Annotated in this window: 24 protein-coding genes; all 24 read left to right on the top strand. The window is 43.3% G+C overall.

Annotated elements, in window-relative coordinates; genetic code table 11:
- Window positions 1-124: 124 nt before the first annotated feature.
- The 24 genes from B5F53_RS09830 to B5F53_RS09940 all read left to right on the top strand — a co-directional run bounded on the left by B5F53_RS09830 (window position 125) and on the right by B5F53_RS09940 (window position 23,760).
- Window positions 125-1,789 carry a cache domain-containing sensor histidine kinase gene (locus B5F53_RS09830; protein ID WP_242970289.1) on the top strand — a complete coding sequence of 555 codons (1,665 nt, stop codon included), beginning with the start codon at window positions 125-127 and terminating at the stop codon, window positions 1,787-1,789.
- Window positions 1,773-2,207 carry a substrate-binding domain-containing protein gene (locus B5F53_RS20570; RefSeq protein ID WP_275532201.1) on the top strand — a complete coding sequence of 145 codons (435 nt, stop codon included), beginning with the start codon at window positions 1,773-1,775 and terminating at the stop codon, window positions 2,205-2,207. Before B5F53_RS09830 ends, B5F53_RS20570 begins: the two co-directional genes overlap by 17 nt.
- Window positions 2,204-3,643, top strand: coding sequence for a substrate-binding domain-containing protein (locus B5F53_RS20575; RefSeq protein ID WP_275532202.1), 1,440 nt, complete (start codon window positions 2,204-2,206; stop codon window positions 3,641-3,643). The genes B5F53_RS20570 and B5F53_RS20575 overlap by 4 nt, the downstream gene beginning before the upstream one ends.
- A 107-nt stretch (window positions 3,644-3,750) precedes the next feature.
- Window positions 3,751-4,074: a YlxM family DNA-binding protein gene (gene ylxM / locus B5F53_RS09840; protein ID WP_087222863.1), complete on the top strand. Its 324-nt coding sequence runs from the start codon at window positions 3,751-3,753 to the stop codon at window positions 4,072-4,074.
- 3 nt (window positions 4,075-4,077) lie between these two features.
- Window positions 4,078-5,427: a signal recognition particle protein gene (gene ffh, locus B5F53_RS09845; protein ID WP_087222865.1), complete on the top strand. Its 1,350-nt coding sequence runs from the start codon at window positions 4,078-4,080 to the stop codon at window positions 5,425-5,427.
- Window positions 5,428-5,474: 47 nt separating this feature from the next.
- Window positions 5,475-5,720: a 30S ribosomal protein S16 gene (gene rpsP, locus B5F53_RS09850; protein WP_087222867.1), complete on the top strand. Its 246-nt coding sequence runs from the start codon at window positions 5,475-5,477 to the stop codon at window positions 5,718-5,720.
- A gap of 40 nt (window positions 5,721-5,760) precedes the next feature.
- Window positions 5,761-5,991, top strand: a complete 231-nt coding sequence (locus tag B5F53_RS09855) for a KH domain-containing protein (RefSeq protein WP_087222869.1) — start codon at window positions 5,761-5,763, stop codon at window positions 5,989-5,991.
- 138 nt (window positions 5,992-6,129) lie between these two features.
- Window positions 6,130-6,636, top strand: a complete 507-nt coding sequence (rimM, locus tag B5F53_RS09860) for a ribosome maturation factor RimM (protein WP_087222871.1) — start codon at window positions 6,130-6,132, stop codon at window positions 6,634-6,636.
- Window positions 6,637-6,648: 12 nt separating this feature from the next.
- Window positions 6,649-7,395, top strand: coding sequence for a tRNA (guanosine(37)-N1)-methyltransferase TrmD (gene trmD, locus B5F53_RS09865; protein WP_087222873.1), 747 nt, complete (start codon window positions 6,649-6,651; stop codon window positions 7,393-7,395).
- Window positions 7,396-7,569: 174 nt separating this feature from the next.
- The gene (locus B5F53_RS09870; protein ID WP_087222875.1) at window positions 7,570-10,122 is read left to right on the top strand and encodes a PEP/pyruvate-binding domain-containing protein; all 2,553 of its coding nucleotides are present in this window, start codon (window positions 7,570-7,572) and stop codon (window positions 10,120-10,122) included.
- Window positions 10,123-10,434: 312 nt separating this feature from the next.
- Window positions 10,435-11,364: a triose-phosphate isomerase gene (locus tag B5F53_RS09875; protein ID WP_087222877.1), complete on the top strand. Its 930-nt coding sequence runs from the start codon at window positions 10,435-10,437 to the stop codon at window positions 11,362-11,364.
- 27 nt (window positions 11,365-11,391) lie between these two features.
- On the top strand, window positions 11,392-12,237 hold the full coding sequence (locus B5F53_RS09880; protein ID WP_087222879.1) for a transketolase: 846 nt from the start codon (window positions 11,392-11,394) through the stop codon (window positions 12,235-12,237).
- 15 nt (window positions 12,238-12,252) lie between these two features.
- Window positions 12,253-13,218, top strand: a complete 966-nt coding sequence (locus tag B5F53_RS09885; protein ID WP_087222881.1) for a transketolase family protein — start codon at window positions 12,253-12,255, stop codon at window positions 13,216-13,218.
- A 33-nt stretch (window positions 13,219-13,251) separates the two neighbouring features.
- Complete coding sequence (locus B5F53_RS09890) at window positions 13,252-14,433, top strand: ABC transporter substrate-binding protein (protein ID WP_087222883.1); 1,182 nt, start codon at window positions 13,252-13,254, stop codon at window positions 14,431-14,433.
- Window positions 14,434-14,529: 96 nt separating this feature from the next.
- The gene (locus tag B5F53_RS09895; protein WP_242970293.1) at window positions 14,530-15,282 is read left to right on the top strand and encodes an ABC transporter permease; all 753 of its coding nucleotides are present in this window, start codon (window positions 14,530-14,532) and stop codon (window positions 15,280-15,282) included.
- The gene (locus B5F53_RS09900) at window positions 15,279-16,079 is read left to right on the top strand and encodes an ABC transporter permease (protein ID WP_087222887.1); all 801 of its coding nucleotides are present in this window, start codon (window positions 15,279-15,281) and stop codon (window positions 16,077-16,079) included. Before B5F53_RS09895 ends, B5F53_RS09900 begins: the two co-directional genes overlap by 4 nt.
- Window positions 16,061-16,822, top strand: coding sequence for an ABC transporter ATP-binding protein (locus B5F53_RS09905; protein WP_087222889.1), 762 nt, complete (start codon window positions 16,061-16,063; stop codon window positions 16,820-16,822). The genes B5F53_RS09900 and B5F53_RS09905 overlap by 19 nt, the downstream gene beginning before the upstream one ends.
- 26 nt (window positions 16,823-16,848) lie before the next feature.
- Entirely contained in the window at window positions 16,849-17,604 is a 756-nt protein-coding gene (locus B5F53_RS09910; protein ID WP_087222891.1) for an ABC transporter ATP-binding protein, read from the top strand.
- Window positions 17,605-17,619: 15 nt separating this feature from the next.
- Window positions 17,620-18,945: a transaldolase family protein gene (locus tag B5F53_RS09915; RefSeq protein ID WP_087222893.1), complete on the top strand. Its 1,326-nt coding sequence runs from the start codon at window positions 17,620-17,622 to the stop codon at window positions 18,943-18,945.
- A 24-nt stretch (window positions 18,946-18,969) separates the two neighbouring features.
- Window positions 18,970-19,704, top strand: a complete 735-nt coding sequence (locus B5F53_RS09920; protein WP_087222895.1) for a sulfite exporter TauE/SafE family protein — start codon at window positions 18,970-18,972, stop codon at window positions 19,702-19,704.
- Window positions 19,705-19,730: 26 nt separating this feature from the next.
- Window positions 19,731-20,207, top strand: coding sequence for an RpiB/LacA/LacB family sugar-phosphate isomerase (locus B5F53_RS09925; RefSeq protein ID WP_087222897.1), 477 nt, complete (start codon window positions 19,731-19,733; stop codon window positions 20,205-20,207).
- Window positions 20,208-20,222: 15 nt separating this feature from the next.
- Entirely contained in the window at window positions 20,223-21,242 is a 1,020-nt protein-coding gene (locus tag B5F53_RS09930) for an alcohol dehydrogenase catalytic domain-containing protein (protein ID WP_087222899.1), read from the top strand.
- 30 nt (window positions 21,243-21,272) lie between these two features.
- Window positions 21,273-22,718 carry a lactate racemase domain-containing protein gene (locus B5F53_RS09935; RefSeq protein ID WP_087222901.1) on the top strand — a complete coding sequence of 482 codons (1,446 nt, stop codon included), beginning with the start codon at window positions 21,273-21,275 and terminating at the stop codon, window positions 22,716-22,718.
- Window positions 22,719-22,884: 166 nt separating this feature from the next.
- A complete protein-coding gene (locus B5F53_RS09940; RefSeq protein WP_087222902.1) occupies window positions 22,885-23,760 on the top strand; it encodes a LysR family transcriptional regulator in 876 nt (291 codons plus the stop codon).
- Window positions 23,761-23,807 lie beyond the last annotated feature (47 nt).

The following is a 23,807-nucleotide window of genomic DNA, read 5'->3' on the forward strand; positions in this document are numbered from 1 at the left end:
TTTTTTAAATATGCGAATAAGGGGGAAAATGCTGTTTTCTCATATTTTTATTGCACTTATTCCCTTTTTTCTGGTAGGAGCTGTGGGCATCTTAATTTCTACAAAGGAAGAAGAAAAAAACGTTATGCAGCATACTGCTCAGATGGTAGGTCAGGTGCAGCAGACGGTGGATATATACGTAAACAGTATTGAAAAGACAGTTAATATGCTGATTGAAACCATTCATTATAAAGAGCTGAGCACGCAGGAGCTGCAAACGGAACAACAGTGGGAAAAGTATAAAAAAGAACTGGAACAGAGCCTGAAGACAGTGTCGGATACCCATGATGAGATTGCGGGTGTTTTCTTTGCTACGGAAAAAGGGTTTTACGCCAGCACTGGAATGTCGCGTGTATCCAGAGATCCGTTCCTTTTGGAAAGCTGGTATCAGGAAGCGGCTGCCAATCCGGAAGAAATGCAGATACTCAGTGATACAACAGGAAGAAACATTATGACAGACGCCACGTACAGCATTGATGATGTATTTTCTGTGGCAAAGGCAGTGGCGGAGCCGGGAACAGGAGAGATTATGGGAGTGATTCTTCTGGATATTAAGCATGATATTATTTCCTCTGCTATTCAGGGAGCCAGTATTGGAAATGAAAGATTTGTGTTTGTCCTGGACAGTCAGGATCAGATGGTTTATGCTCCCACAAACCAGGTGGTGTACAGAATCAACCCTCAATGGCTTTCTGATGAAAAGATGCCGGTGACAGCCAGAATCAACGGAGAGAAGTTCCAGATTCGCTATCAGCAGTCAGAATATACCGGCTGGAAATTTGTCAGTGTAGCTTCTTTTCAGGAGATTATGCATGGAACAAATGTAATGCTGGTGATTTTTGGGACAGTTTTAATCATAACGCTTTTTATTGTTCTTCTGGTAGCTTTTCAGTTGTCAAAAACCATTACACAGCCGATTGTGGGACTGGCCCATTTAATGAAAGAGACAGAAAAAGGAGATTTGTCAGTACGTTTCCAGGGAGACTATCAGGACGAAGTCAGCGAGCTGGGAAGAAAGTTTAACCACATGCTGGAACGGATTCAGAAACTTCTGGACGCGGTTTATCAGGAGCAGGAAAAGAAGAGAAAAGCCCAGCTAAAAGTGGTACAGGAGCAGTTTAAACCTCATTTTTTGTACAATACCCTGGATACCATCGGATGGATGGCAAGGGAACATAAAGCATATGATATTGTGCATCTTGTAGATGCTCTGACTAATGTTTTCCGGGTGAGTTTAAGCCGCGGTAAAGACTATATTACCATCGAGGAAGAACTGCGGTATATTTCCAATTATCTGTACATACAGAAGATTCGTTATGGTTCTAAAGTGCTCTATGAAGTTCAGACAGATGAAGAAAGTAAGAAGGTCTATGCTCCCAAGCTGATACTTCAGCCGTTGGTTGAAAACGCTATTTACCATGGAGTCAAAATGAAAAGAGGGGAAGGCCATTTAAAAATTTCCGTACAGAGGCGGGGAGAGGATGTGCTTCTGGAAGTGGAAGATGACGGCCGGGGAATGGATGCAGAGAAGGTGAGGCAGCTGACGGACTTACTGAATAAGCCCAGTGAGTCAGAGCAGAATCAGAGTTTTGGCCTGTTTTATGTAAAAGAACGTCTGCGTATCCGGTACGGAGAGAAGTTCCAGGTAACGGTGGCCAGTGAAAAGGAGAAAGGAACGAAAGTTTCAGTTATCGTACCTGCAGAATATCAGGAGGAAGGAAAGGGCGGTCAGGATGAAAAGAAAATATAAAATTTTAATATTGCTGGCTGCGCTGTCTCTGGTTTTTGCAGGATGGAAACTGTACAGCAGCAAAATGATACAGTCAGAGCACGAGGATGAAATTGAATATGTGATCGGCGTTTCTCAGGCAAATATGAGAGAAGGCTGGAGGCTGGCTCTGATTCAGGAGATTGAGGAAGAAGCAAGGAAGCATAAAAATGTGCGGATTGTCACGATGGACGCCACTTCCAGCCTGAAAAAGCAGAAGCAGGATGTGGATAAACTGCAGAAATATGGAATTGATTTGCTGATTATTTCACCCTGTGATTCCAGCCATATGACAGAAAAGGTAAAAGAAGTTTATGAGAGAGGAATTCCCGTGATTGTTATGGATCGGGCCGTAGAAGTTTTGACTATTCTCTGTTTATCGGTCCGGACAATCAGTTGATTGGAAGTCAGGGAGGAGAGTGTGTTCTGGAGCTTCTGGGGGAGAAAGAAGGAACGGTTCTGGAACTGTGTGCTTCTTATGCAACGATTCAGAGTCAGGAGAGAAGTGCAGGTTTTGATGAAGTTATCGGGCAGTATCCGGGGATTCACAAAGAAACATGGAATCTGGAAAATGATATGAAGGATCCGGCCTATGACAGGGTCTATGTAAAAAAAGACGAGTTGGAAAAGGTGGATGTGATTTTTGCCAACAATGATGCGGTTGCCCTGGGAGCATATGAAGCTCTGACGGATCTGGGAATGGAGAAAGAAATTCCTGTTGTGGGATGTGACGGTTATACAGGAGAAAATGAAGGGGTGGATTTGGTGCTGCAAAATAAACTGGCAGCCACCATATCCTGCCCTACGGGAGGAAAAGAGGCTATCCAGTACGCCCTGAACATTCTGGAAGAAGACAGCGGCGTGCCCAAACAGGTGATTTTAAGAAGTCATACGATTCAGAAGAAGAATGCACGGGAGTATCTGGAAAGAATCAGAAAAGACTATGAGGATAACGGAGAGGAAATTACTGTAGGATATTCTCAGGTGGGGACAGAAAGTCAGTGGAGGCTGGCGAATACCAGATCCATTAAAGAAGCAGCAGAGGAGTTTCACATTCAGTTATTTATGGAAGATGCTAATCAGTCTCAGGAGAAGCAGATAGAGGCCATCCGAAGTTTTATTAAGAAAAAGGTGGATGTGATAGTGGTTTCTCCCGTTGTGGAGACGGGGTGGACAGAAGTTTTAAAGGAAGCCAGGGCCGCAGGAATTCCCGTGGTAATGTCAGACAGAAAAATAGAGGCAGATTCCGATCTGGTAAATACTTATATCGGAGCTGATTTTGTGGAAGAGGGAAAACGGGCCATGCGGTGGATCCGGGAAAATGTGGAAACCGGAGATGGGACGAAGAAGATTCTGGAGCTTCAGGGAAACAAAGGAGCGTCTCCTACAGAGGAGAGAAGAAAAGGATTTCTGGAAATTCTGGAGAAATATCCCAGATATCAGATGGCTTACAGCGCCTACGGGGATTTTACTTACGAGGGCGGAAAGAAGATTGTTGAGGACTATTTAAAAGGTCAGGAATGGGACATAGACATTATTTATTCTCACAATGACGATATGGCGCTGGGCGCTATTGAAGTTCTGGAGGAACACGGAATCCGTCCCGGTGTGGATGTGACAATTGTTTCCGTGGATGCCACAAGAGATGCCTTTGAGGCTATGACAGAAGGAAAACTAAACTGTGCGGTGGAGTGTAATCCTCTTCTGGGGCCACAGCTTATGAAGGCGGTGAGAGATATGGTGGCAGGGAAAGAAATGCCCCTTCGAATCATAACAGAAGAAAAAGTATACGATCAGACTACGGCAGAAAAAGAAATCGGAAAACGAAAATATTAAAATCACATGTAGTTGCGGTTTTGAATAGACAGCGAACATACATTTGTAAAGAAAAAATACTTGACAGTCTTTCTTTGATGGAGTATGATAGGCAAGGTGATGAACAGATGGAGAAATTTGTGGAGCAGACATTGCTGTATGATTTTTACGGAGAACTACTTACCAGTAAGCAGCGTCAGGTTTATGAAAGTGTTGTCCTGGAAGATTATTCCTTAAGCGAGGTAGCCCAGGAGCTGGGAATCAGCCGGCAGGGCGTGCACGATATGATTCGGCGATGCAATAAAATTCTGGAAGATTACGAAGGAAAGCTTCATCTGGTGGAGAAGTTTCTCCATATCCGTGAAAAAGTGCATGAAATTCACAAGCTGACCAAAAAATATCATGCCGAAGAGATAGCGGCAATATCCAGCGAAATTTTAGAGGAGTTATAATCCATGGCATTTGAAAGCTTAACCGATAAATTACAAAATGTATTTAAAAAGCTCAGAAGTAAAGGCCGTCTCACAGAAGCAGATGTAAAAACAGCTCTGAAAGAAGTAAAGATGGCCCTGCTGGAGGCAGACGTAAACTTTAAAGTAGTTAAGCAGTTCATAAAGTCTGTACAGGAGAGAGCCATTGGCCAGGACGTGATGAACGGCCTGAATCCCGGACAGATGGTAATAAAAATTGTAAATGAAGAACTGGTTTCCCTGATGGGAAGCGAGACTACAGAACTTCCCATTAAACCGGGCAAAGAAATGACAGTCATCATGATGGCAGGACTTCAGGGCGCCGGAAAAACAACGACTGCGGCGAAACTGGCAGGGAAGCTGAAATCAAAAGGAAAGAATCCTCTTTTGGTTGCCTGTGATGTATATCGTCCCGCCGCGATTACCCAGCTGCAGGTAAATGGAGAAAAGCAGGGTGTTGAGGTCTTTTCCATGGGAGATAAACAGAAACCCGTGGATATTGCAAAGGCAGCAATCGAGCATGCCAGGTCAAACCAGCAGAATGTGGTGTTGATTGATACGGCAGGCCGTCTTCACATAGATGAAGACATGATGAGGGAACTGGAAGAGATTAAGGCCAATATCCAGGTGGATGCAACGGTTTTAGTTGTGGACGCCATGACAGGACAGGATGCTGTTAATGTGGCGGAGTCTTTCAGTCAGAAAGTAGGGATCGACGGAGTTATCCTTACAAAGATGGACGGCGATACCCGAGGCGGTGCGGCTCTTTCCATTAAGGCAGTAAGCGGAAAACCGATTCTGTATGTGGGTATGGGTGAGAAGTTATCCGATCTGGAACAGTTTTATCCGGATCGAATGGCATCCAGAATCCTGGGAATGGGCGATGTGATGAGCCTGATTGAGAAAGCGGAAGCAGCTCTTGATCAGGACAAAGCAGAAGAAATGGGCAAACGCGCCATGAAAGGCGATTTCGGATTTGACGATTATCTGGAAAGTATGGAACAGATGAACAAGATGGGCGGACTGTCCAGTATCCTGAATATGCTTCCCGGAATCGGAGGCGGAAAAATAAAGGATATTGAAGGAATGATTGACGAGTCGGCTATGGACAGAACAAAAGCGATTATTTTGTCCATGACGCCGAAGGAACGTTCCAATCCCTCAATTTTAAATGTATCCAGAAAGAACCGGATTGCAAAAGGAGCCGGAGTGAATATCAGTGAAGTGAACCGGCTTGTAAAACAGTTCGAACAGTCTAAGAAAATGATGAAACAAATGTCCGGCAGTATGGGCAGAAAAGGTGGTAAAAGAGGCGGCTTTAAGCTTCCCTTTTAACATAAATAAGAACAAATAAAACCAATAATATATGGAGGAAAACAAAAATGGCAGTAAAAATCAGATTAAGAAGAATGGGACAGAAGAAAGCACCTTTCTACAGAATTATCGTTGCAGATTCCAGATCCAAAAGAGATGGAAAATGTATTGAAGAGATTGGAACTTACGATCCCAACGTAGATCCAAGCGTATATAAAGTAGATGAAGAAGCAGCTAAGAAATGGCTGGCAGCAGGCGCACAGCCTACAGAAGTTGTAAGCAAGATCTTCAAGTTAGCCGGTATCGAAAAATAAATTCTGGATTTTCCATTTCTAAAGACAGGGAGGACTTGTAATGAAAGAATTAGTGGAAGTAATTGCAAAATCTCTTGTAGAAAATCCGGATGAAGTCAGTGTTACCGAAACAGAAAAAGAAGACATTATTCTGGTGGAATTAAAGGTTGGCGCTTCTGATATGGGTAAAGTAATCGGAAGACAGGGAAGAATCGCCAAAGCAATTCGTACGGTGGTAAAAGCTGCTTCATCAAAAAGCCCCAAAAAAGTGGTTGTAGATATTCTGCAGTGAAATAAGAGGGCATGTCTGCCGCAGGGCGTACTGCAGCAGACATGTTTTTTTATGTAACAGGAAATTCCGTCGGATTTCCTGTTACATAAAAAACGCTTTGCTGTGGATGCCGCCAGATGCAATAGAAGAGGAGTTTATATGGAAAAAATGCTGCGGGTGGGAGTAATTACCACCACACACGGAATCCGGGGAGAGGTGAAAGTTTATCCAACCACAGACTTTCCGGAACGTTTCCTGGATCTGGATACGGTCTGGCTGGATACAGGAAAAGAAAAAATAGAGCTGGAAATTGAGAAGGTTCGTTTTTTTAAACAACTGGTAATTCTGAAGTTTCAGGGAATTGATAACATTAATGATATAGAAAAATACAGGAAATGCGGTCTTTGGATTCCAAGAGAAAAGGGACAGCCTCTGGAAGAAGGGGAATATTATATTGCAGATTTACTGGGCATGGATGTATATCTGGAAGATCAGACTTTATTCGGAACTCTAAAGGATGTAATGGAAACGGGAGCCAATGACGTTTACATCGTGACCACCCGGGAAGGGAAAGAAGTGCTGCTCCCGGCGATCAAAGACTGCATTCTGGATGTGGATATAGAAAATAATAAGATGACAGTTCATATCATGGACGGTCTGTTGTAACAGGAGAGAACCATGAATTATCACGTATTGACCTTATTTCCGGAAATGATCCGCCAGGGGCTGGAGACCAGTATTATCGGAAGAGCCATGGCAAAGGGAATTATAAGTCTGGAAGCTGTAAATATTCGGGATTATGCCTTTAATAAACATCAGAAAGTAGACGACTATCCATACGGAGGGGGCGCAGGAATGGTCATGCAGGCTGAGCCTGTATTCCTGGCCTATGAAGCAGTAAAAGCGAAAATTGGAAGAAAGCCCCGCACTGTTTATCTGACTCCCCAGGGGAATGTCTTTCATCAGGAAATGGCCAAAGAAATGGCAAAAGAGGAAGACCTGGTATTTCTTTGCGGTCATTATGAGGGAATTGACGAGAGGGTTCTGGAAGAAATTGTAACCGATTATGTATCCATTGGAGACTATGTTCTAACCGGAGGCGAACTCCCGGCAATGGTGATGATAGATTCCATTTCCAGAATGGTTCCCGGCGTTCTCAGCAACCAGGAATCCGGAGAAACCGAAACTTTCGCCGGAAATCTTCTGGAATATCCGCAGTACAGCCGGCCGGAAGAGTGGCGGGGAAGAAAGGTTCCGGAAGTACTGTTGTCCGGACATCATGCCAACGTGGAAAAGTGGAGAAGAGAACAGTCCATTCTCCGTACCTGGAAAATGCGGTCGGATCTTCTGGAAAAGGCAGAACTGACAGGAAAAGAGAGAACATGGCTGGCCCGGGAAATCGAAAAAGTTCAGAACAGAAATTGACAGGGCAGGATTCCCGTGATAAGATAAAACAAATAGCAGAAAAGCAGAAAGAACAAGGATGTTCCAAAAGGAATTTCCCTGTTCTTTTTTTATGTAATAGGAAATTTTGCCGAATTTCCTAGCGGCGCTGAACGAAGACGTGTGTTTTGGTGAAAATTTTTCAGGGAGGGAATTATGCGGATACATGAGAAAGTAAGTACAGGGATTCCGGGATTTGACAAAGTGATCGACCGACTCCGGATGGGAGATAATGTTGTCTGGCAGATCCTCAATACAGAAGATTACAAGAGAGTGGTATTTCCATATGTAGAACAGGCAAAGAGGGATCGGAGATCCATCGTATATATCCGTTTCGGAAAGCATGAACCAATTTTTCAGGAGGAAGATGAAATAAAGACCTACCGTCTGAATGCCAGTGTGGGATTTGAGACTTTCGCTTCCAGTGTCAGACAGATCTTAACAAAAGAGGGCAGACGGACTTTCTATGTGTTTGACTGTCTCACCGATTTGCTGGAATTCTGGTACTCGGATTTAATGATCGGAAATTTTTTTCAGGTAACCTGTCCGTATTTATATAAGCTGGATACTGTGGCCTATTTCTGCATTGAAAGAGGAGCCCATACCTTTAATACCATTGCCAGCATCAGGGAGACCACACAATGTCTGTTGGATCTGTATGTGATTCAGAATAAACTCTATCTTCATCCTCTGAAAATGATGGGGAGATATTCTCCTACCATGTTCTTTCCTCATCTGATTCAGGGAGAAGAAGCAACAGAAATTACTTCCAGCTATCTTACGGCCCGCCTGTTTTCTAATTTCCAGTGGGATCAAAAACGGGTAGATTACTGGAATGCCCTTCTGGATCAGGCAAAGGCGGCCAGAAATCAGTCGGAAGAAGAGAGAAACCGGATGAAGACCCTCCTGATTAAAATCTTTATGGGAGGAGAAAGCCGAATCCGGAACTTATGCGAACATTATTTTACTTTGGAAGATCTGCTGAATATTGCTTCCAGAGAAATCGGTACAGGACTAATCGGCGGTAAAAGTGTGGGAATGCTGCTGGCAAGGAAAATTGTGAAAACGATGGGTTCAGAGGAAATAAAAGAGCATCTGGAGCCGGACGATTCCTTTTTCATAGGGACAGATGTTTTTTATACTTATATCGTTCTTAACGGCTGGTGGGATCTGCGTACCCGGCAGAAGACAGAAGAGGGGTACCTGGTACTGGCTGAGGAATTTCATGACCGCCTGTTAAATGGAGCCTTCCCGGAATTTGTAGAGGAAGAGTTTATGCATATGCTGGAATATTTCGGGCAGTCTCCCATTATTGTACGCTCCAGCTCACTGTTGGAAGACAATTTCGGAAATGCCTTTGCCGGAAAATATGAAAGTGTATTTTGTGCAAATCAGGGAACCCCCCAGGATCGTCTGGCAGCCTTTGAAGATGCGGTTCGTACCGTATATGCCAGTACGATGAACGAAGACGCCCTTCACTACAGGAAAATTCGCGGATTATCTAAGAAAGATGAACAGATGGCAATTCTGGTGCAGAGAGTTTCCGGAGACTATTATGGGAATTATTTCTTTCCCCATGTGGCAGGCGTGGGTTATTCCAAAAATCTGTATGTATGGAATAAAGATATGAATCCGGAGGCCGGGATGCTGCGTCTGGTACTGGGACTTGGAACCAGGGCGGTAGACAGAAACAATGACGATTATGTGCGGATTGTTCCTCTGGATGATCCATGCCGGCAGCCTCCGGTGGAATACGGGGAAGAACGAAGATACCAGCAGGCGAAAGTGGATTTGCTGGATATTGGGGAGAACAGTTTTGAGAGCGTACCGACGGAAACGATATGGAAAACCGATCTTCACATTTCCAGTGGACTGTTTGCGACGCCGGACATGAAAGAGGCGGCAAGACTGAGGGAACTGGGCTATACAAACCTGGAAGTTCCCCGTCGTCTGGACTTTAAAAAGCTACTGAAAGGAACATCCTTTACCGGAATTATGAAAGAAATTTTAAAAAGTCTTTCAGAGGCCTATGAAAATCCGGTGGATATTGAATTTACAGCAAATTTTGTGACGGAACAGGAATTCGGAATCAATCTGGTGCAGTGCCGCCCGTTGCAGGCCTTTGCTATGGGAAATCAGGTAGAGATGCCTTTGGAAAAAAAGAAAGAACAGCTTTTATTTTATTCAGAGGGAGATTTTATGGGAGGAAATGTCAAGATTCCTCTGGATATAATCATATATGTAAATACAGAGGCCTATCTGGCCTGCACGGAACAGAAACGGCATGGAGTAGCGAGAATGATCGGAAAATTAAACGAAAAACTGAAAGAGAAAAGAATTCTTTTAATCGGCCCCGGCAGATTCGGTACCACCACCTCATCCCTGGGAGTTCCGGTTCATTTCAGCGAGATTAGCCACATGTCAGCTTTGTGCGAGGTATCTGTGAAAGAAAAGGGAATCATGCCGGAGGTTTCCTATGGAAGCCATTTCTTTCAGGATATGGTGGAAACAGAGATTTTCTATCTGGCGCTGTTCCCTGATAAGAAAGAGACTCTGTATCTGCCTGAAAAGATAAAAAAAGAGGAGAACCGCCTTAAGGAATATATTTCTGACAGCCTGGAGTATGAACAGATTCTGACGGTTATTGAAAGAGAAGAAGCCTGTCTTTATTCTGATATTTCAGAACAAAGAGTAATGTGCACCTGGTAGGGGCATGCAGGAGAACGAATGAAGATTATAGCAGATATGTGATCATCATCAAAAACTAAGAGCGTCGTGGAAGTAAGAACTTCTGCGGCGTTCTTTTTTTGCCTTCCTATCCTCAAAGAGGCGGTAAGAAATTGCGAAAAATAAGAGAATTGCTAGTCAAACGATTGTTTCTTTCGCTGTAGAAAATAAATTTCAATCATGTATATTATAAATAAAGAAAAAGTTAGAAAAAAGAGTGATTATAGTGATTTTTACTATTTTATTAGCGCTAAATATGTCGAAACAGTAGAATTTTAGAAAAGGAGGAGAAAATTGAAAGAAATATTTGTGAATTTAAAACGATTTGATGTACCCAAAATGATGGGAGGGATTTGTCCTTGTGATTCTCCGGTTGAGTGGATTCAGAAGATTGTGAAAGAAACCATAGAGCTGGGAATCGGAAAGAAGAAAGACCTGTCACTTACCTATTTTCTGCCGGAGGCTTTGCTGGTTCCGGCGCAAACAGTGAAAGATCAATATTCCCAAGAGGAAGCGGGAGCCTTTGCACTGGGATGTCAGGGAGTATTCCGCCAGGATGTGAAACAGGGAGGAAACTTCGGAGCATTTACTGCAAACCGGCCGGCCGCTGCAATTGCAGCTCTGGGGTATGAATGGACTATGATTGGACACAGTGAAGAAAGAAAAGATAAACTGGAAATTTTATCCTGTTATGATGAAGAAATAGCAATCTGTGAGAAACAGTATAAGGATGCGGCGCAAACAGTAGAAACACTTCTGAATCAGGAAGTCATAAGAGCACTGGAAAGAGATATGAATGTTTTATTTTGCATTGGTGAAACAGAACAGCAGAAAGGAGGAGATAACCCCAAGGAGTACGAACCGAGAGTAAAAGAAGTTTTAAAAGCTCAGATTACAGAAGGGCTGAAAGGCGTACAGAAAATTAAAGGGAACAGAAAAATTGTAATCGGTTATGAACCCATATGGGCCATCGGCCCGGGAAAGATACCGCCGAATGCCGACTATATCCGGTTTGTCAGCGATTATATTAAAGAGGTGTGCCGGGAATACTTTAAAGAAGAGTTTCCGGTGGTTTATGGAGGTGGTTTAAAAGAAGAAAATGCAGAAGAGATCGCTTCGGTAGAATCCATTGACGGAGGTCTTGTAGCGCTTACCAAATTTGATCCGCCCATCGGATTTGATGTGGAAAGCTTAAAAAGGATTGTGGAGGCATATGTGAAATAGACAGGCAGAATAACAAAGGAGGATAACATGATTAGCAACGAAAAGAAAAGACAACTGCAGGAACTGGCAATTAATATCCGGATTCAGTGCATGAAACAGTTTGGACATCTGGGTGTAGGCCATGTGGGAGGCTCCTTATCCTGCTGTGATTTAATGGCGTGTCTGTACGGAGAAATTTTAAATGTGGATCCGAAAAATCCCGGATGGGAGGAAAGAGATCGCTTCATTATGTCAAAAGGCCATGCCGGACCGGCTATGTATGCGGCGCTGGCATTAAAGGGGTATTTCCCGGAAGAAGAGCTGCTTACACTGAATCAGCCGGGAACTAATCTTCCGAGTCATACGGATATGAACCGAACGCCGGGGGTGGATATGACAACTGGTTCCCTGGGACAGGGATTTTCCTCCGGACTGGGAATTGCCATGGGATGTCAGTTAAAAGGACTTGATAATTATACTTATATCCTGTTAGGCGACGGGGAGTGTGACGAAGGACAGGTCTGGGAATGTGCTTTATTTGCTCCGGCAAAACACTTAAACCGTGTGATTGTTTTCGTAGATTTTAATAACCGGCAGCTGGACGGATTTATTGATGAAGTGCTGGATTTGGGGAACCTTTGTGAAAAGTTTGAAACCTTTGGATGGCATACAGTAGACGTGGCAGACGGAAATGATGTGGAACAGATTTGCAGCGCGGTAGAAGCGGCAAAAAGGGTAGAAGAGAAACCGTCTCTGATTGTACTTCGGACAGTAAAAGGAAAGGGATGCGCTTTCTCAGAAGGAAATCCTTTGAATCACAATATGCCGGTGCCGGCAGAAACAGCCAAAGAAGCTATTGAAGAACTGGAAAAACGGAAAGCGGATTTAGCCTGAGAAAGGAGAAGACAGATGGAAGTTTTACTTGCAAAAGAAAATAAGCCGGAAGAAATAGAAATGAGGCAGGCTTATGGAGAGGCACTGAGAGATATGATGGATCAGAACATGCCGGTAATGCCAATGGATGCGGATTTAATGCGTGCAATCGGACTTCTTCCTTACCGGGATCAATATCCTGACAATATTGTAGACTGCGGAATCGCGGAAGCTAATATGTTCGGAGTGGCAGCAGGGCTTTCGGCAGAAGGATTCATTCCGTTTCCTCATACCTTTGGGGTGTTTGCTTCCAGAAGAGGCTGTGATCAGGTGTTTATGAGCGGCGCCTACGCAAAACAGAATGTAAAAGTTGTGGGAAGTGATCCGGGCGTTCTGGCAGGACTAAACGGCGGGACACACCAGGCGCTGGAAGATGTTGCAATTATGAGAGCCATACCCGGTATGACGATTATTGAACCTACCGATGCGGTGATGACAAAAGAACTGACTTATCTGGCAGCAAAAACTTATGGAATGTTTTACATTCGGTTATTCCGCTCTAAGGCAGTGAAAATTTACGAAGAAGGAACGAAGTTCCAGATTGGAAAGGCAGTGAAGGTGAAGGATGGAACGGACGTTACGGTGATTGCTGCCGGAACAGAAGTGGCGGAGGCCATAAAAGCGTCAGAAATAATGAAGGAAAAAGGAGTTTCCGTTCGTGTTTACGATATGTTTACCATAAAGCCCCTGGATAAGGAGGCAGTTTTGGAAGCGGCAGAAGAGACAGGCGCCATTGTTACAGCAGAAAACCACAACATCATAGGGGGACTGGGCTCTGCAGTGGCGGAAGTGCTGGCCGAAAATTATCCGGTACCGCTGGAAAGAATCGGCGTAAAAGATACTTTCGGAGAAGTAGGGCCGGCAGACTGGCTGAAAGAACGGTTTGAACTGAAGGCGGAAGACATCGCGAAGAAGATAGAGAAGGTATTGGAACGGAAATAAAAGATAGGCAATAGAAAGAGAAAGGAGAACGGTATGAAAAAACTGTGGAGTGTATTATTGGCTGTTTTACTTACAATGAGTCTTTTGACAGGATGCGGAGCTTCGGATACAGAAACGAAAGGAACAGAAGAGGCGGAAAACAGTTCCGGATCAGGAGAAACCACCTTTGGCATAACGCCTATGGAAGAGGCAACCACTATTAATTTAGGATATTTTTCAGGAACATTGCATGCAGTCCCCTTTTATATAATGGAGCAGGAAGGATTTCTGGATGAGTTAAATATGGAATTTGAATATCAGTCTTTTGTAAACGGGCCGGCAATGATGGAGGCAAGTTCCAGTTGGGATATTTGTTCCACAGGAGGACCTGGAGGAATCAGCGGTGTTCTGGGGTATGATGTATCCATTATCGGCGTGTGTGATAATGACTCTATGCTGAATTTATATGTAAGAGAGGATTCTCCGATTTATAAAGCCGGAAAAGGACATGTGGAAGATTATCCGGATATTTATGGAACTCCGGAAGACTGGAAAGGAACCACCTGGATACTTCCGGTAGGGACTACAATGCATAAGGTTTTAGGCTCTACTTTGGAAAAACTCGGACTGACTTTAGATGATGTAAACGTAATTAATATGGATGTTACAAGCGCTCTATCAGCATTCAAAGCAGGAGAAGCAGACGGACTTGGCGTTTGGATTAGTGTGGCACTTTCAGCAGAAGAAGCGGGATTCAAGAAAGTGGGAGGCGCTAAAATTAATAAAGATATGATTCCTTCAGTTTTAGTTGCCACAGATGAAGCGCTGGAAACAAAGTATGAAGCAATTTGTAAACTGTATGAATTATATTACAGGACCGTAGAATGGTGCTATGACCATCCGAAAGAATTCGCTCAGCATTTCTACGATACCTGTGAAATCGAAGGAATTGCCTGCTCAGAAGATGTAGCTAAGAAAATTACGGAAAGTTTTGAATCTTATGATCTGGAATATATGTTGGATTATATGACCACGGAGTGTGACGATGACGCAGGTCTTGCAAAACGAAAAATAAGCACTGCGGAAAGAGATATTCTTAATTTGTTTGACTTTTTTAAAGGCTTAGATATGTATACAGAAGAAGACAGAGATTTTATTATCGACAACAATAAAATCACCAATGTGGTAGTGGAAACAATTAAAAGTGAAGCTACAGAGACAGAAAATGAGGCATAGATTAGAATTCAGAAAGAGATTAAGCATATGAAGAAAAGGAAAAAGAAAACGGATCCATTAGGCAGGGGAAGAAACTGCAGTAAATACACGTATCAAATGTTATCCATAGCAGGAATTTTAAGTTTTCTTCTTGTATGGCAGTTATTATTGGAATTTGGAATTCTGTCTGATCGTTATATATCTAAACCCACGGAATTGGTGGCATTATTTATCCAAAAGATGACAGATTCTTCTCCAGACGGTTCCACGTTACCTATTGCGACACTGGCAAGTTTACAGGTTGCTCTTACAGGGCTTTTATTAGCAATTGTAACTGGAGTTCCGTTGGGGCTGCTGATGGGATGGTATAAAGGCCTGGATAAATTTTTTAAACCAATTTTTGAAATCATTCGTCCGATACCGCCCATTTCCTGGATTCCCTTAACGATTGTATGGCTGGGAATCGGATTGAAAGCAAAAGCATTTATTATCTTTTTTGCAGCATTCATTCCCTGTGTGATTAATTCCTATACAGGAATTAAACTGACGCAGCAGGTATTGATCAATGTGGCAAAAACCTGTGGGGCATCCAATTTTACAATCTTCTGGAAGGTGGGAATTCCATCGGCCATGCCTATGACCTTTGCCGGAATAAGAGTTGCATTCGGTAATGCCTGGTCCACATTAGTGGCGGCAGAGATGCTGGCTGCCAACGCGGGTTTAGGGTATATGATATTAATGGGAAGAAGCTTTGCAAGACCGGACATTATCATGTTGGGTATGGTTTGTATTGGCGCACTGGGAGCTTTGTTCACCTTTATTTTAGGCATTGTTGAAAAGAGAATTGTGGGATGGAGGAATGTGAAATGAAGAAAGAAAACACAGTTGTGCCCAATAAGATAAAAGCATCCGATGTTCTTTATTTTGTCCTTCCTATTCTCTCCATTGCTTTACTGATTGTATGTTGGGAAGTAGCATCTAAAAACACGGCAGAATCTTTCCCTACAATTACAGCTACCTGGGAACGGTTTCTGAGGCTTTTAGACAAGCCGATTATGAGGGTCAGCTATTGGGGACATATTCTGGCAAGTTTAAAGCGAGTGTGTATCGCCTTGATTGTTTCCTGGGCCATTGGCATTTCCTTCGGTATCCTAATCGGATGGAATAAGAAAATGGACGCTTTCTTCGGAACAATTTTCTCTTTCATCCGCCCCATACCGCCGATCGCCTGGATACCATTGATTACCATATGGTTTGGAATTGATGAATTTCCTAAAATTCTAATCGTATTCATTGGCGCCGTTATGCCGGTGGTTATCAATACCCATGCAGGGCTTTCCAGCGTAGAAGATCTGTATTTAAATGTAGGTACGGCGTTTAATGCCAATAAGAGACAGATGTTATTTGAAATTGCAATCCCATCGGCGCTGCCATCTATTTTTGCAGGTATCAGAACCTCCACCAGTACGGCATGGATGGTTGTTCTGGCAGCAGAAATGCTGGGAGCAAAGTCTGGTGTGGGATTCCTGGTGGTAAGAGGTATGGATGGTTTTGATATGCCTTTAGTATTAGTGGCCATGATTACCATAGGAATCGTGGGAGCGTTATTATCCATTATTACAAACTGCATTGAAAGGGGGCTTTGTCCATGGGAGAGAAAAAAATAAGACTGAAACTTACGAATCTGAAAAAATCCTACGATACAGCCAAAGGGAAATTTCAGGCAGTGGAACAGGTGGATTTAGAGGTTTATGACAATGAATTCTTAGTGCTTTTGGGTCCCGGTCACTGTGGGAAAACCGTTCTTTTAAACATGATTGCGGGGCTGGAAGAACAGACAGAAGGAGAAATTCTGCTGGATGGAAAAGCCATTAATGGTAGTGATCCCAGAATCGGAATGGTCTTTCAGAAGACAGCGTTAATGCCCTGGAAGACGGTTATGCAGAATGTGGAAATCGGACCGAAATTCAGAAAAGTGGAGAAAACCCCACGAAGAAAAAAAGCACAGGAATATATTGACCTGGTAGGGCTGAAAGGATTTGAAAAATCCTATCCTTCGGAGCTGTCAGGGGGAATGAAACAACGAGTGGGAATTGCCAGGGCTTACACCAATGATCCGGAAATATTGCTGATGGATGAACCCTTTGGCGCTCTGGACGCCCAGACCCGGTTTGTGATGGAACAGGAGGTTTCCAGAATCTGGGAGCAGGAGAAAAGAACGATTATATTCGTAACCAATAACATTGAAGAAGCCTGTTATCTGGGGGATCGCATTGTTTTATTCAGTGAGTGCCCGGCAAAAGTGAAGGAAATCTATGTAAACGATCTTCCGAGACCCCGGGATGTGATTTCACCGGAATTTCTGAAACTGAGAACAAGGATTTCAGATAACACAGATTTGGCACTGTAAACGATGCAGATGGAAAGGAGTACGAAATGGCAAAAGAAGATAAGCGTGAAGTGAAAGTGCAAGTAAATCATTTGACCAAGTATTTTGGAAGTCTGCATGTGTTGGACGATGTTTCCTTTGATATTAAAAAAGGAGAATTTATGTGCGTGGTTGGCCCTACCGGATGCGGAAAAACAACATTTTTAAATATGCTGACCAAGATTTATGAGCCAACCAGCGGAGAGCTTCGGATTGACGGGGAGCTGGCAGATCCTAAGAAACATAATCTGGCCTGTGTATTTCAGGAACCGTCATCCTTTCCCTGGCTTACAGTGGAAGAAAACCTGAAATTCGGGCTGAAAATAAAAAAAATCCCGGAAAAAGAAATCAGAGAGCGAGTGGAAAAAATCATACAGATTCTGGGACTGGAACAGTTTCGTCATTCTTATCCCAGCCAGCTTTCGGTAAGTTCTGAACAGCGGATTATTATCGGACGGGCCTTTGCCATGCAGCCGGATTTGCTGCTGATGGACGAACCCTATGGCCAGATGGATATTAAACTTCGCTTTTATCTGGAAGATGAAGTATTAAGACTGTGGAGAGAGTTTGGAACAACGGTGGTGTTTATTACCCATAACATTGAGGAAGCGGTATACTTATCAGAACGCTGTTTAATTTTAACCAATAAGCCGGCTTCCATTAAAGAAATTGTTCAGAATGATCTTCCCTATCCAAGAGATATTACCAGCGACGACTTTATAAAAATGAGAAAACATATTACAGAACAGATTAAATGGTGGTAAGGAGGACTTGTAAAAATGGAGCTGTTAAAATGCACAGTGAGTAGTCTGTTAGGAGATAAAACAGGGCAGATGAAAGTGATTTCAAAAGATGAAGATTACGTAAAAAGAATTGAAAATCAGGAAATTTCTCTGGAACTATATGACAGCATCCGCAAAAGAGGGATGGCCCTGGGGGTAACGGAACATTTTAAGAAGGTAATTGGGGACTTTAAGGTGCCGGAAGGAGAGACGCCGGCCGGGTTTCGGATTGAGTATCAGCTGGAAAAGGACGGAGCCGTTTACGCAGATTTAGTAAGAGATATTTCTTATGATAAAAACGGGAGAAAGCGGCCCACCAAGACACTTTTCAGCGCAGATTCTGCAGATCCCTATGAAATCGACGGGATTAAAAATTTAATTGGAAACCTTACCTGTAATCCGGCGATTATCTACAATCTGTTTATTAATAATCCCAAGGCAAACGTTGGAGGAAAATTTAAAAACAGAGATGAGGTAATGCGGGAGATTGGAAACATTTTAGGTCCCGGATGCGACATCAGTGTAGAGCTTAACGATCCTTTTTCCGCCAGTGAAAGCCAGATTTTAGAAGAGGCGCAGCATTTTAAAGAGATGCTTTCCGAACACAGAGTTGTTATCAAAGTTCCTCATACAGGCCCTGTAAATCAGGAGAATGTAGGACAGCTAATGACCGGGGATAAGAGATTTGGCAATCGCTATAATCAGGGAAATACAAAAGACTTCTATCGCGGTCACAACATTGCCCTGATGCTGAAAGAGCATGGATACCGGGTAAACTTCACCTTAATGTTTGAGCCTTATCAGACAGCGATGGCGCTGCAGGCAAGACCTTATTTTATTAACAGTTTTATTATGTTCCGCCATTCTCAGAGTCTGCAGATGGAAGGAATGATGAAAGCCTATGAGGAAACGGGAGATGTACAGTTTGTAGAAGCTTTAAGAAACTATATGCTGGATAACGATTATCTGTCTTCTTCAGAGGCCGGTAAAGACTTATTTGGCGCCTATGCAAGAGCCAGAGAGATTCTGAAATATCGGGGCTTTACAGGGGAAAAGATTTCGGATGGCCTGGATGGAATCCGTCATAATCTGCGAGTTCTCAGACAGGCAAATCTTCCCGATACCAGACTGATTATCTGTAATATGCAGGGAGAGAATTATTATCCCTATATTGACAGAGTGCTGGCAGAACCGGAATTTTCAGACATGGCAGATCGGATTGTAATAACCGCATCTCCGGATTTACTGGCCCAGTTTACATCCAATCCGTTAGTGCTGCAGTTCCACAGACGTTTTATGAACGCAGCAAACGGGGAAAAATAAAAAGACAGAGAAAGGCGGGGGAAGATGACAATCCAACTTGTACTGCTTATTGCGCTGATCGCACTTATCTCCAGTTTTATGCACGGACTTTTAGGTTTCGGCTATTCGATGATTGCAATGTCCATCCTTCCCCTGCTTATTTCTTTAGTGGACAGTGCGGCAATCGGGACAATTGCACTGGCAGTGGTTTGTACGCAGATTTCTTTTCTGTTAAGAAAATACATAAACTGGAAGAAAGTTTTTGGGCCGTCGGTTTTTATGATTTTTGGAAAGATTCTGGGAATTGTGATTCTGATGGGAGTATCTTCCAGGATATTAGAATTTTTATTTGGTATCTTCTTAGTATGGTATGCAGTCACTTCTCTGCAGAAAAGAAGTCTGTTCCAGATACAGGGAACAAAGGGACAGGGAGCCGTATTGGGATTTGCAGGGGGAATACTGGGCGGAATGTTTAACGTCTCAGGCCCCATGGCGTCTATTTATTATCTGGCCATTTGTGAGGATACGAAAGAGTATTCCGCCTGTTTGAATTTTACCTTTGTTCCATCGGCTTACGTAGGAATTTTAATACATATTTTATATGGTAACTATACGCCATTTACTATGATTATGAGTTTGGCATCTGTGGGGACGGTAATGATTGGAACGGGTATAGGAGTATGCATTTTTAAGAAAATAAGTGTTGAACGATTAAGGAAAATGACATTTGTTTATGTAGGATGTATGGGCGCTATTATGTGCGTCAATAAATTTATATAAGATTTTCTGACCAGGAGGAATGAGACATGAAGATAGTAATTGGATCAGACAAAGCAGGATTTCAGTTAAAAGAACGAATAAAGAAACTTTTAACAGAGCAGGGACATGCAGTAAAGGATGTTGGAACTGTGGATACAGACCATCCGAGGCCTCATACGGTAACCGCCCCTGCAGCAGCAAAAGAAATTATGAAAGGAGAGGCAGAAAAAGGAATTCTTATCTGTGGCACAGGAATGGGTATGAGTATCGTGGCAAATAAGCATAAGGGCATTTACGCGGCCGTTGTAGAAAGCGTTTATGCGGCGGAATACTGCAGAAAGATAAACGATGCGAATATTCTTTGTATAGGAGCCTTCATTGTAGGTGAAACAATGGCGGCGGAAATGGTAAATACGTTTTTAAATACTGGATTTGTACAGGATTTTCCTCAGTGGAGGGTGGAATTTCTGCAGGGACAGAACGAAACATTAAGAAACTATGAGGAGAAACAATTTGCCGATTAACAGGGAGGACAGAAAATGAAGGCCTTATATTTAGAGAAAAAGTATGATTTGTATGTAAAGGAGGTGGAAGAACCCAAACCTCGAAAGAAACATGGAATTGTGAAAGTGAAAATGTCAGGAGTCTGCGGAACGGATGTACATTCTTTTTCCGGAAATAATGCGAATACAATTTATCCTCTCGTAATTGGACATGAGGCGGTGGGAACGATTGAGCAGATAGAGGAAAACGAAAAAGGATTAAAAGCAGGAGACAGGGTAGTGATGGAGCCTTATATGGGATGTGGAGAATGTTTTGCCTGCAGAAGGGGCAGATATAATGCCTGTAAAAATTTGCAGACTTATGGGGTTCACAGAGACGGTATGATGGAAGAGAAAGTAAGTATCCCTGTGGAAAAGATATATAAACTTCCTGACAGCATTACGGATGAACAGGCATGTATGATAGAACCATTTACCATTGGAATCCATGCAGTTCACCGGGCGGAAGTGGAGCAGGGGGAAGTTTGTCTCATTATAGGAGCAGGCGCAATTGGATTAATTTGCGGAATGATTGTTAAGGTATATGGCGGTACTCCTGTTTTCTTTGATCCGGTAGATGAGAGACTGGAAAAAGCAAAAGAGATGGGATTTGAACATGTATATAACAATGTAAATGGAAATCCTGTCCCCTATCTGGAGAAACTTACAGGAGGAGATATGCCCAGTGTGATTTTCGAGTGTTCCGGAGCAAAACCGGTATTGGAAAATCTTCATCAGTATATCAGCCAATGCGGAAAGATTGTGCTGATAGGCTGGCCTCATGTTCCGTTTTCAGAGATAGATACAGGAAATATTACAAGAAAAGAATTAACAATTCTGGGTTCCAGAAACAGCAGCGGATGTTTTGAAGAATCGATAGATTTAGTAGCCCATAAGAAAGTCAATGCTGACAGTTTTATCTCCCATATTGTAACCATGGAAGAAGCAAAAGAAACATTAGAGGATATGCTGAAGAATCCGGGTAAATATATGAAAGTTATCATTAAGATACAATAATTACAGAAAAATACAGAAAGAAGGAACGCTATGAAATTAAATTTTGAATACGGGCAGGGGACGATGGAGGCAGAGCTTCCGGATTCCACGGATGTTTTTATCCCTGGGGAGACGGTTTCGGATCCTCCTTACATACCCGAAGAACAATTAATTGAGAAAACCAGGGAATCCGTGAGAAATCCTATCGGGATGCCTGCTTTATCGGAAACTGCTCATAAAGGAAGTACAGTAACCATTGTAATACCGGATATAGTTAAGGGAGGGCTGCAGCCAACCTCCCACAGAAAAACAGCGGTGAAAGTCATTCTGGAAGAATTGTATACAGCAGGGGTAGAGAAAAAGGATATTCTCTTTATTTTTTCAAACGGTCTGCATCCCCGCACGCCGGAAAAGGAAATGCGGCAGATTTTAGGGGATGATCTTTTTGAAGAGTTCTACTACAGCCGTCAGATGATCAGCCACGACAGTGAAGATTACGAGCATTTGGTGGATTTGGGAACTACCCGACGGGGGGATCCGGTTCTGATGAATAAGTATGTTTATGATTCAGATATTGCCATCTTAATCGGGCATGTACAGGGAAATCCTTACGGCGGTTATTCCGGCGGCTATAAACACTGTGCCACAGGAATTACCCACTGGAGAAGCATTGCTTCTCATCACGTGCCAAGTGTCATGCACCGGAAAGATTTTACTCCGGTCAGCTCTCATTCTCTAATGCGGACGAAATTCGATGAAATCGGAATGCATATGGAAGCCTGTATGGGTAAGAAATTCTTCTGCTGCGACGCTGTTTTAGATACCTATTCCCGGCAGATTGCCGTCTACAGCGGCTATGCGAAAGAGATGCAGCCGAAGTCCTGGGAAATTGCAGATAAGCGGACCTATGTGCCGTGGGCAGAGAAGAAATACGATGTTCTCGTGTTCGGTATGCCGCAGGATTTCCATTATGGAAATGGTATGGGAACCAATCCCATTCAGATGATGCAGGCTCTGTCTGCCCAGGTTATCCGTCATAAGAGAATTATGAGTGAGCGCTGTGTGATTATCTGTTCCTCTGTCTGCAACGGATACTTTCATGACGAGCGTTGGCCCTATCTGCGGGAGCTTTATGAGATGTTCCAGCATGATTATATGAACATTCTGCCGGATATGAATCGGTATGGGGAGTATTTTGCCACCAATGAGGAGTACATAAGGAAATACCGTTTTGCAGGCGGATTCCATCCCTTCCATGGCTTCTCCATGATGAGCTGCGGCCATATAGCAGAGATGAATACCTCTGCCATTTACATTGTAGGCGCCCAGGAGCCGGGAATTGCCAGAGGCATGGGATTAAAGACAAGAGCTACCTTCGAGGAAGCACTGGAAGATGCCAGAAAGAAATACGTAGGAGAAAATCCCAGTATTCTGGCTCTGCCGCTGACCTATAAAGTAGGTGCCGTGCATCTGTGTATGAAAGAAGGAACGGAATAAAAATAGTAGGTTTCAGTGTCGGCAGAGACCCCTCTTTTCTGCCGGCACTGCTATGTTGTGAAAGGCCTTTCCTTTTTCCTTTACTTATTTTTAGGGGTATAGTAAGATAAAATCATAGACTTACGGGGAAAACGTTTATATGGACAAGGAGTACAGGAAAGGTAGAATGGAATTACGTGTTTTAAATTATTTTCTGGCAATTGCCAGGGAAGAAAATATTACAAAAGCGGCTCAGATGCTTCACATTACCCAGCCGACCCTTTCCAGGCAGATTATGCAGCTTGAGGAAGAACTGGGGGTTAAGCTTTTTTCCAGAAGCAGCCATCGTATCGTCTTAACAGAAGACGGGCAACTGTTAAAACGCCGGGCTCAGGAACTGATCACCCTGGCAGATAAAACAAAAAGAGAATTTCTCCAGAAAGATTCGGAACTGACCGGTGAAATTACTATAGGAAGCGGCGAATTTCAAAGTACCAGAGAATTTGCAAAAATGATGGCCGCCTTCCGGAAGAAACATCCGCTTGTACAATACCGGATTTACAGCGGTAATGCAGATAATATCAAAGACTATATTGAAAGAGGACTTCTGGATCTGGGAGTTATGGGCGGGTCTGTGGATATTCGCAAATACGAATTTGTTTCCATGCCGGTGAAAGAGCAGTGGGGAATTCTGGTAAGGACGGATAGTCCCCTTGCACAAAAAGAAGGAATTCAGCCGGAAGATCTGCTGGGAATTCCGTTGGTAATGGCTTCCAGAGATTTCCGGAGTGAACTGGGCGAATGGTTTGGAGAGCTGTATGCACAGGTAAATATAGCTGCTACGGGCAACCTGCTCTATAATGAAGCGATGCTGGTAGAAAGTGGTTTCGGGGCGGTGATATGTATTAAGCTGAACTGCAGTTATGAAAATCTGAAATTTATTCCGCTGTATCCCGCAGTGGAATCCCGTACTGCGCTGGTATGGAAAAAAGATCAGATATTTCCGCCTGCGACAGCAGGGTTCATAGAGTTTGCCGCTCAATACTTGAAAGGTATCACATGAAATATATTATAAGTATTAGAAAATGTCATACGGCCGTTTTAAAATAA

The organism is Blautia sp. An249, from assembly GCF_002159835.1.
GTDB lineage: Bacteria > Bacillota > Clostridia > Lachnospirales > Lachnospiraceae > Blautia_A > Blautia_A avistercoris.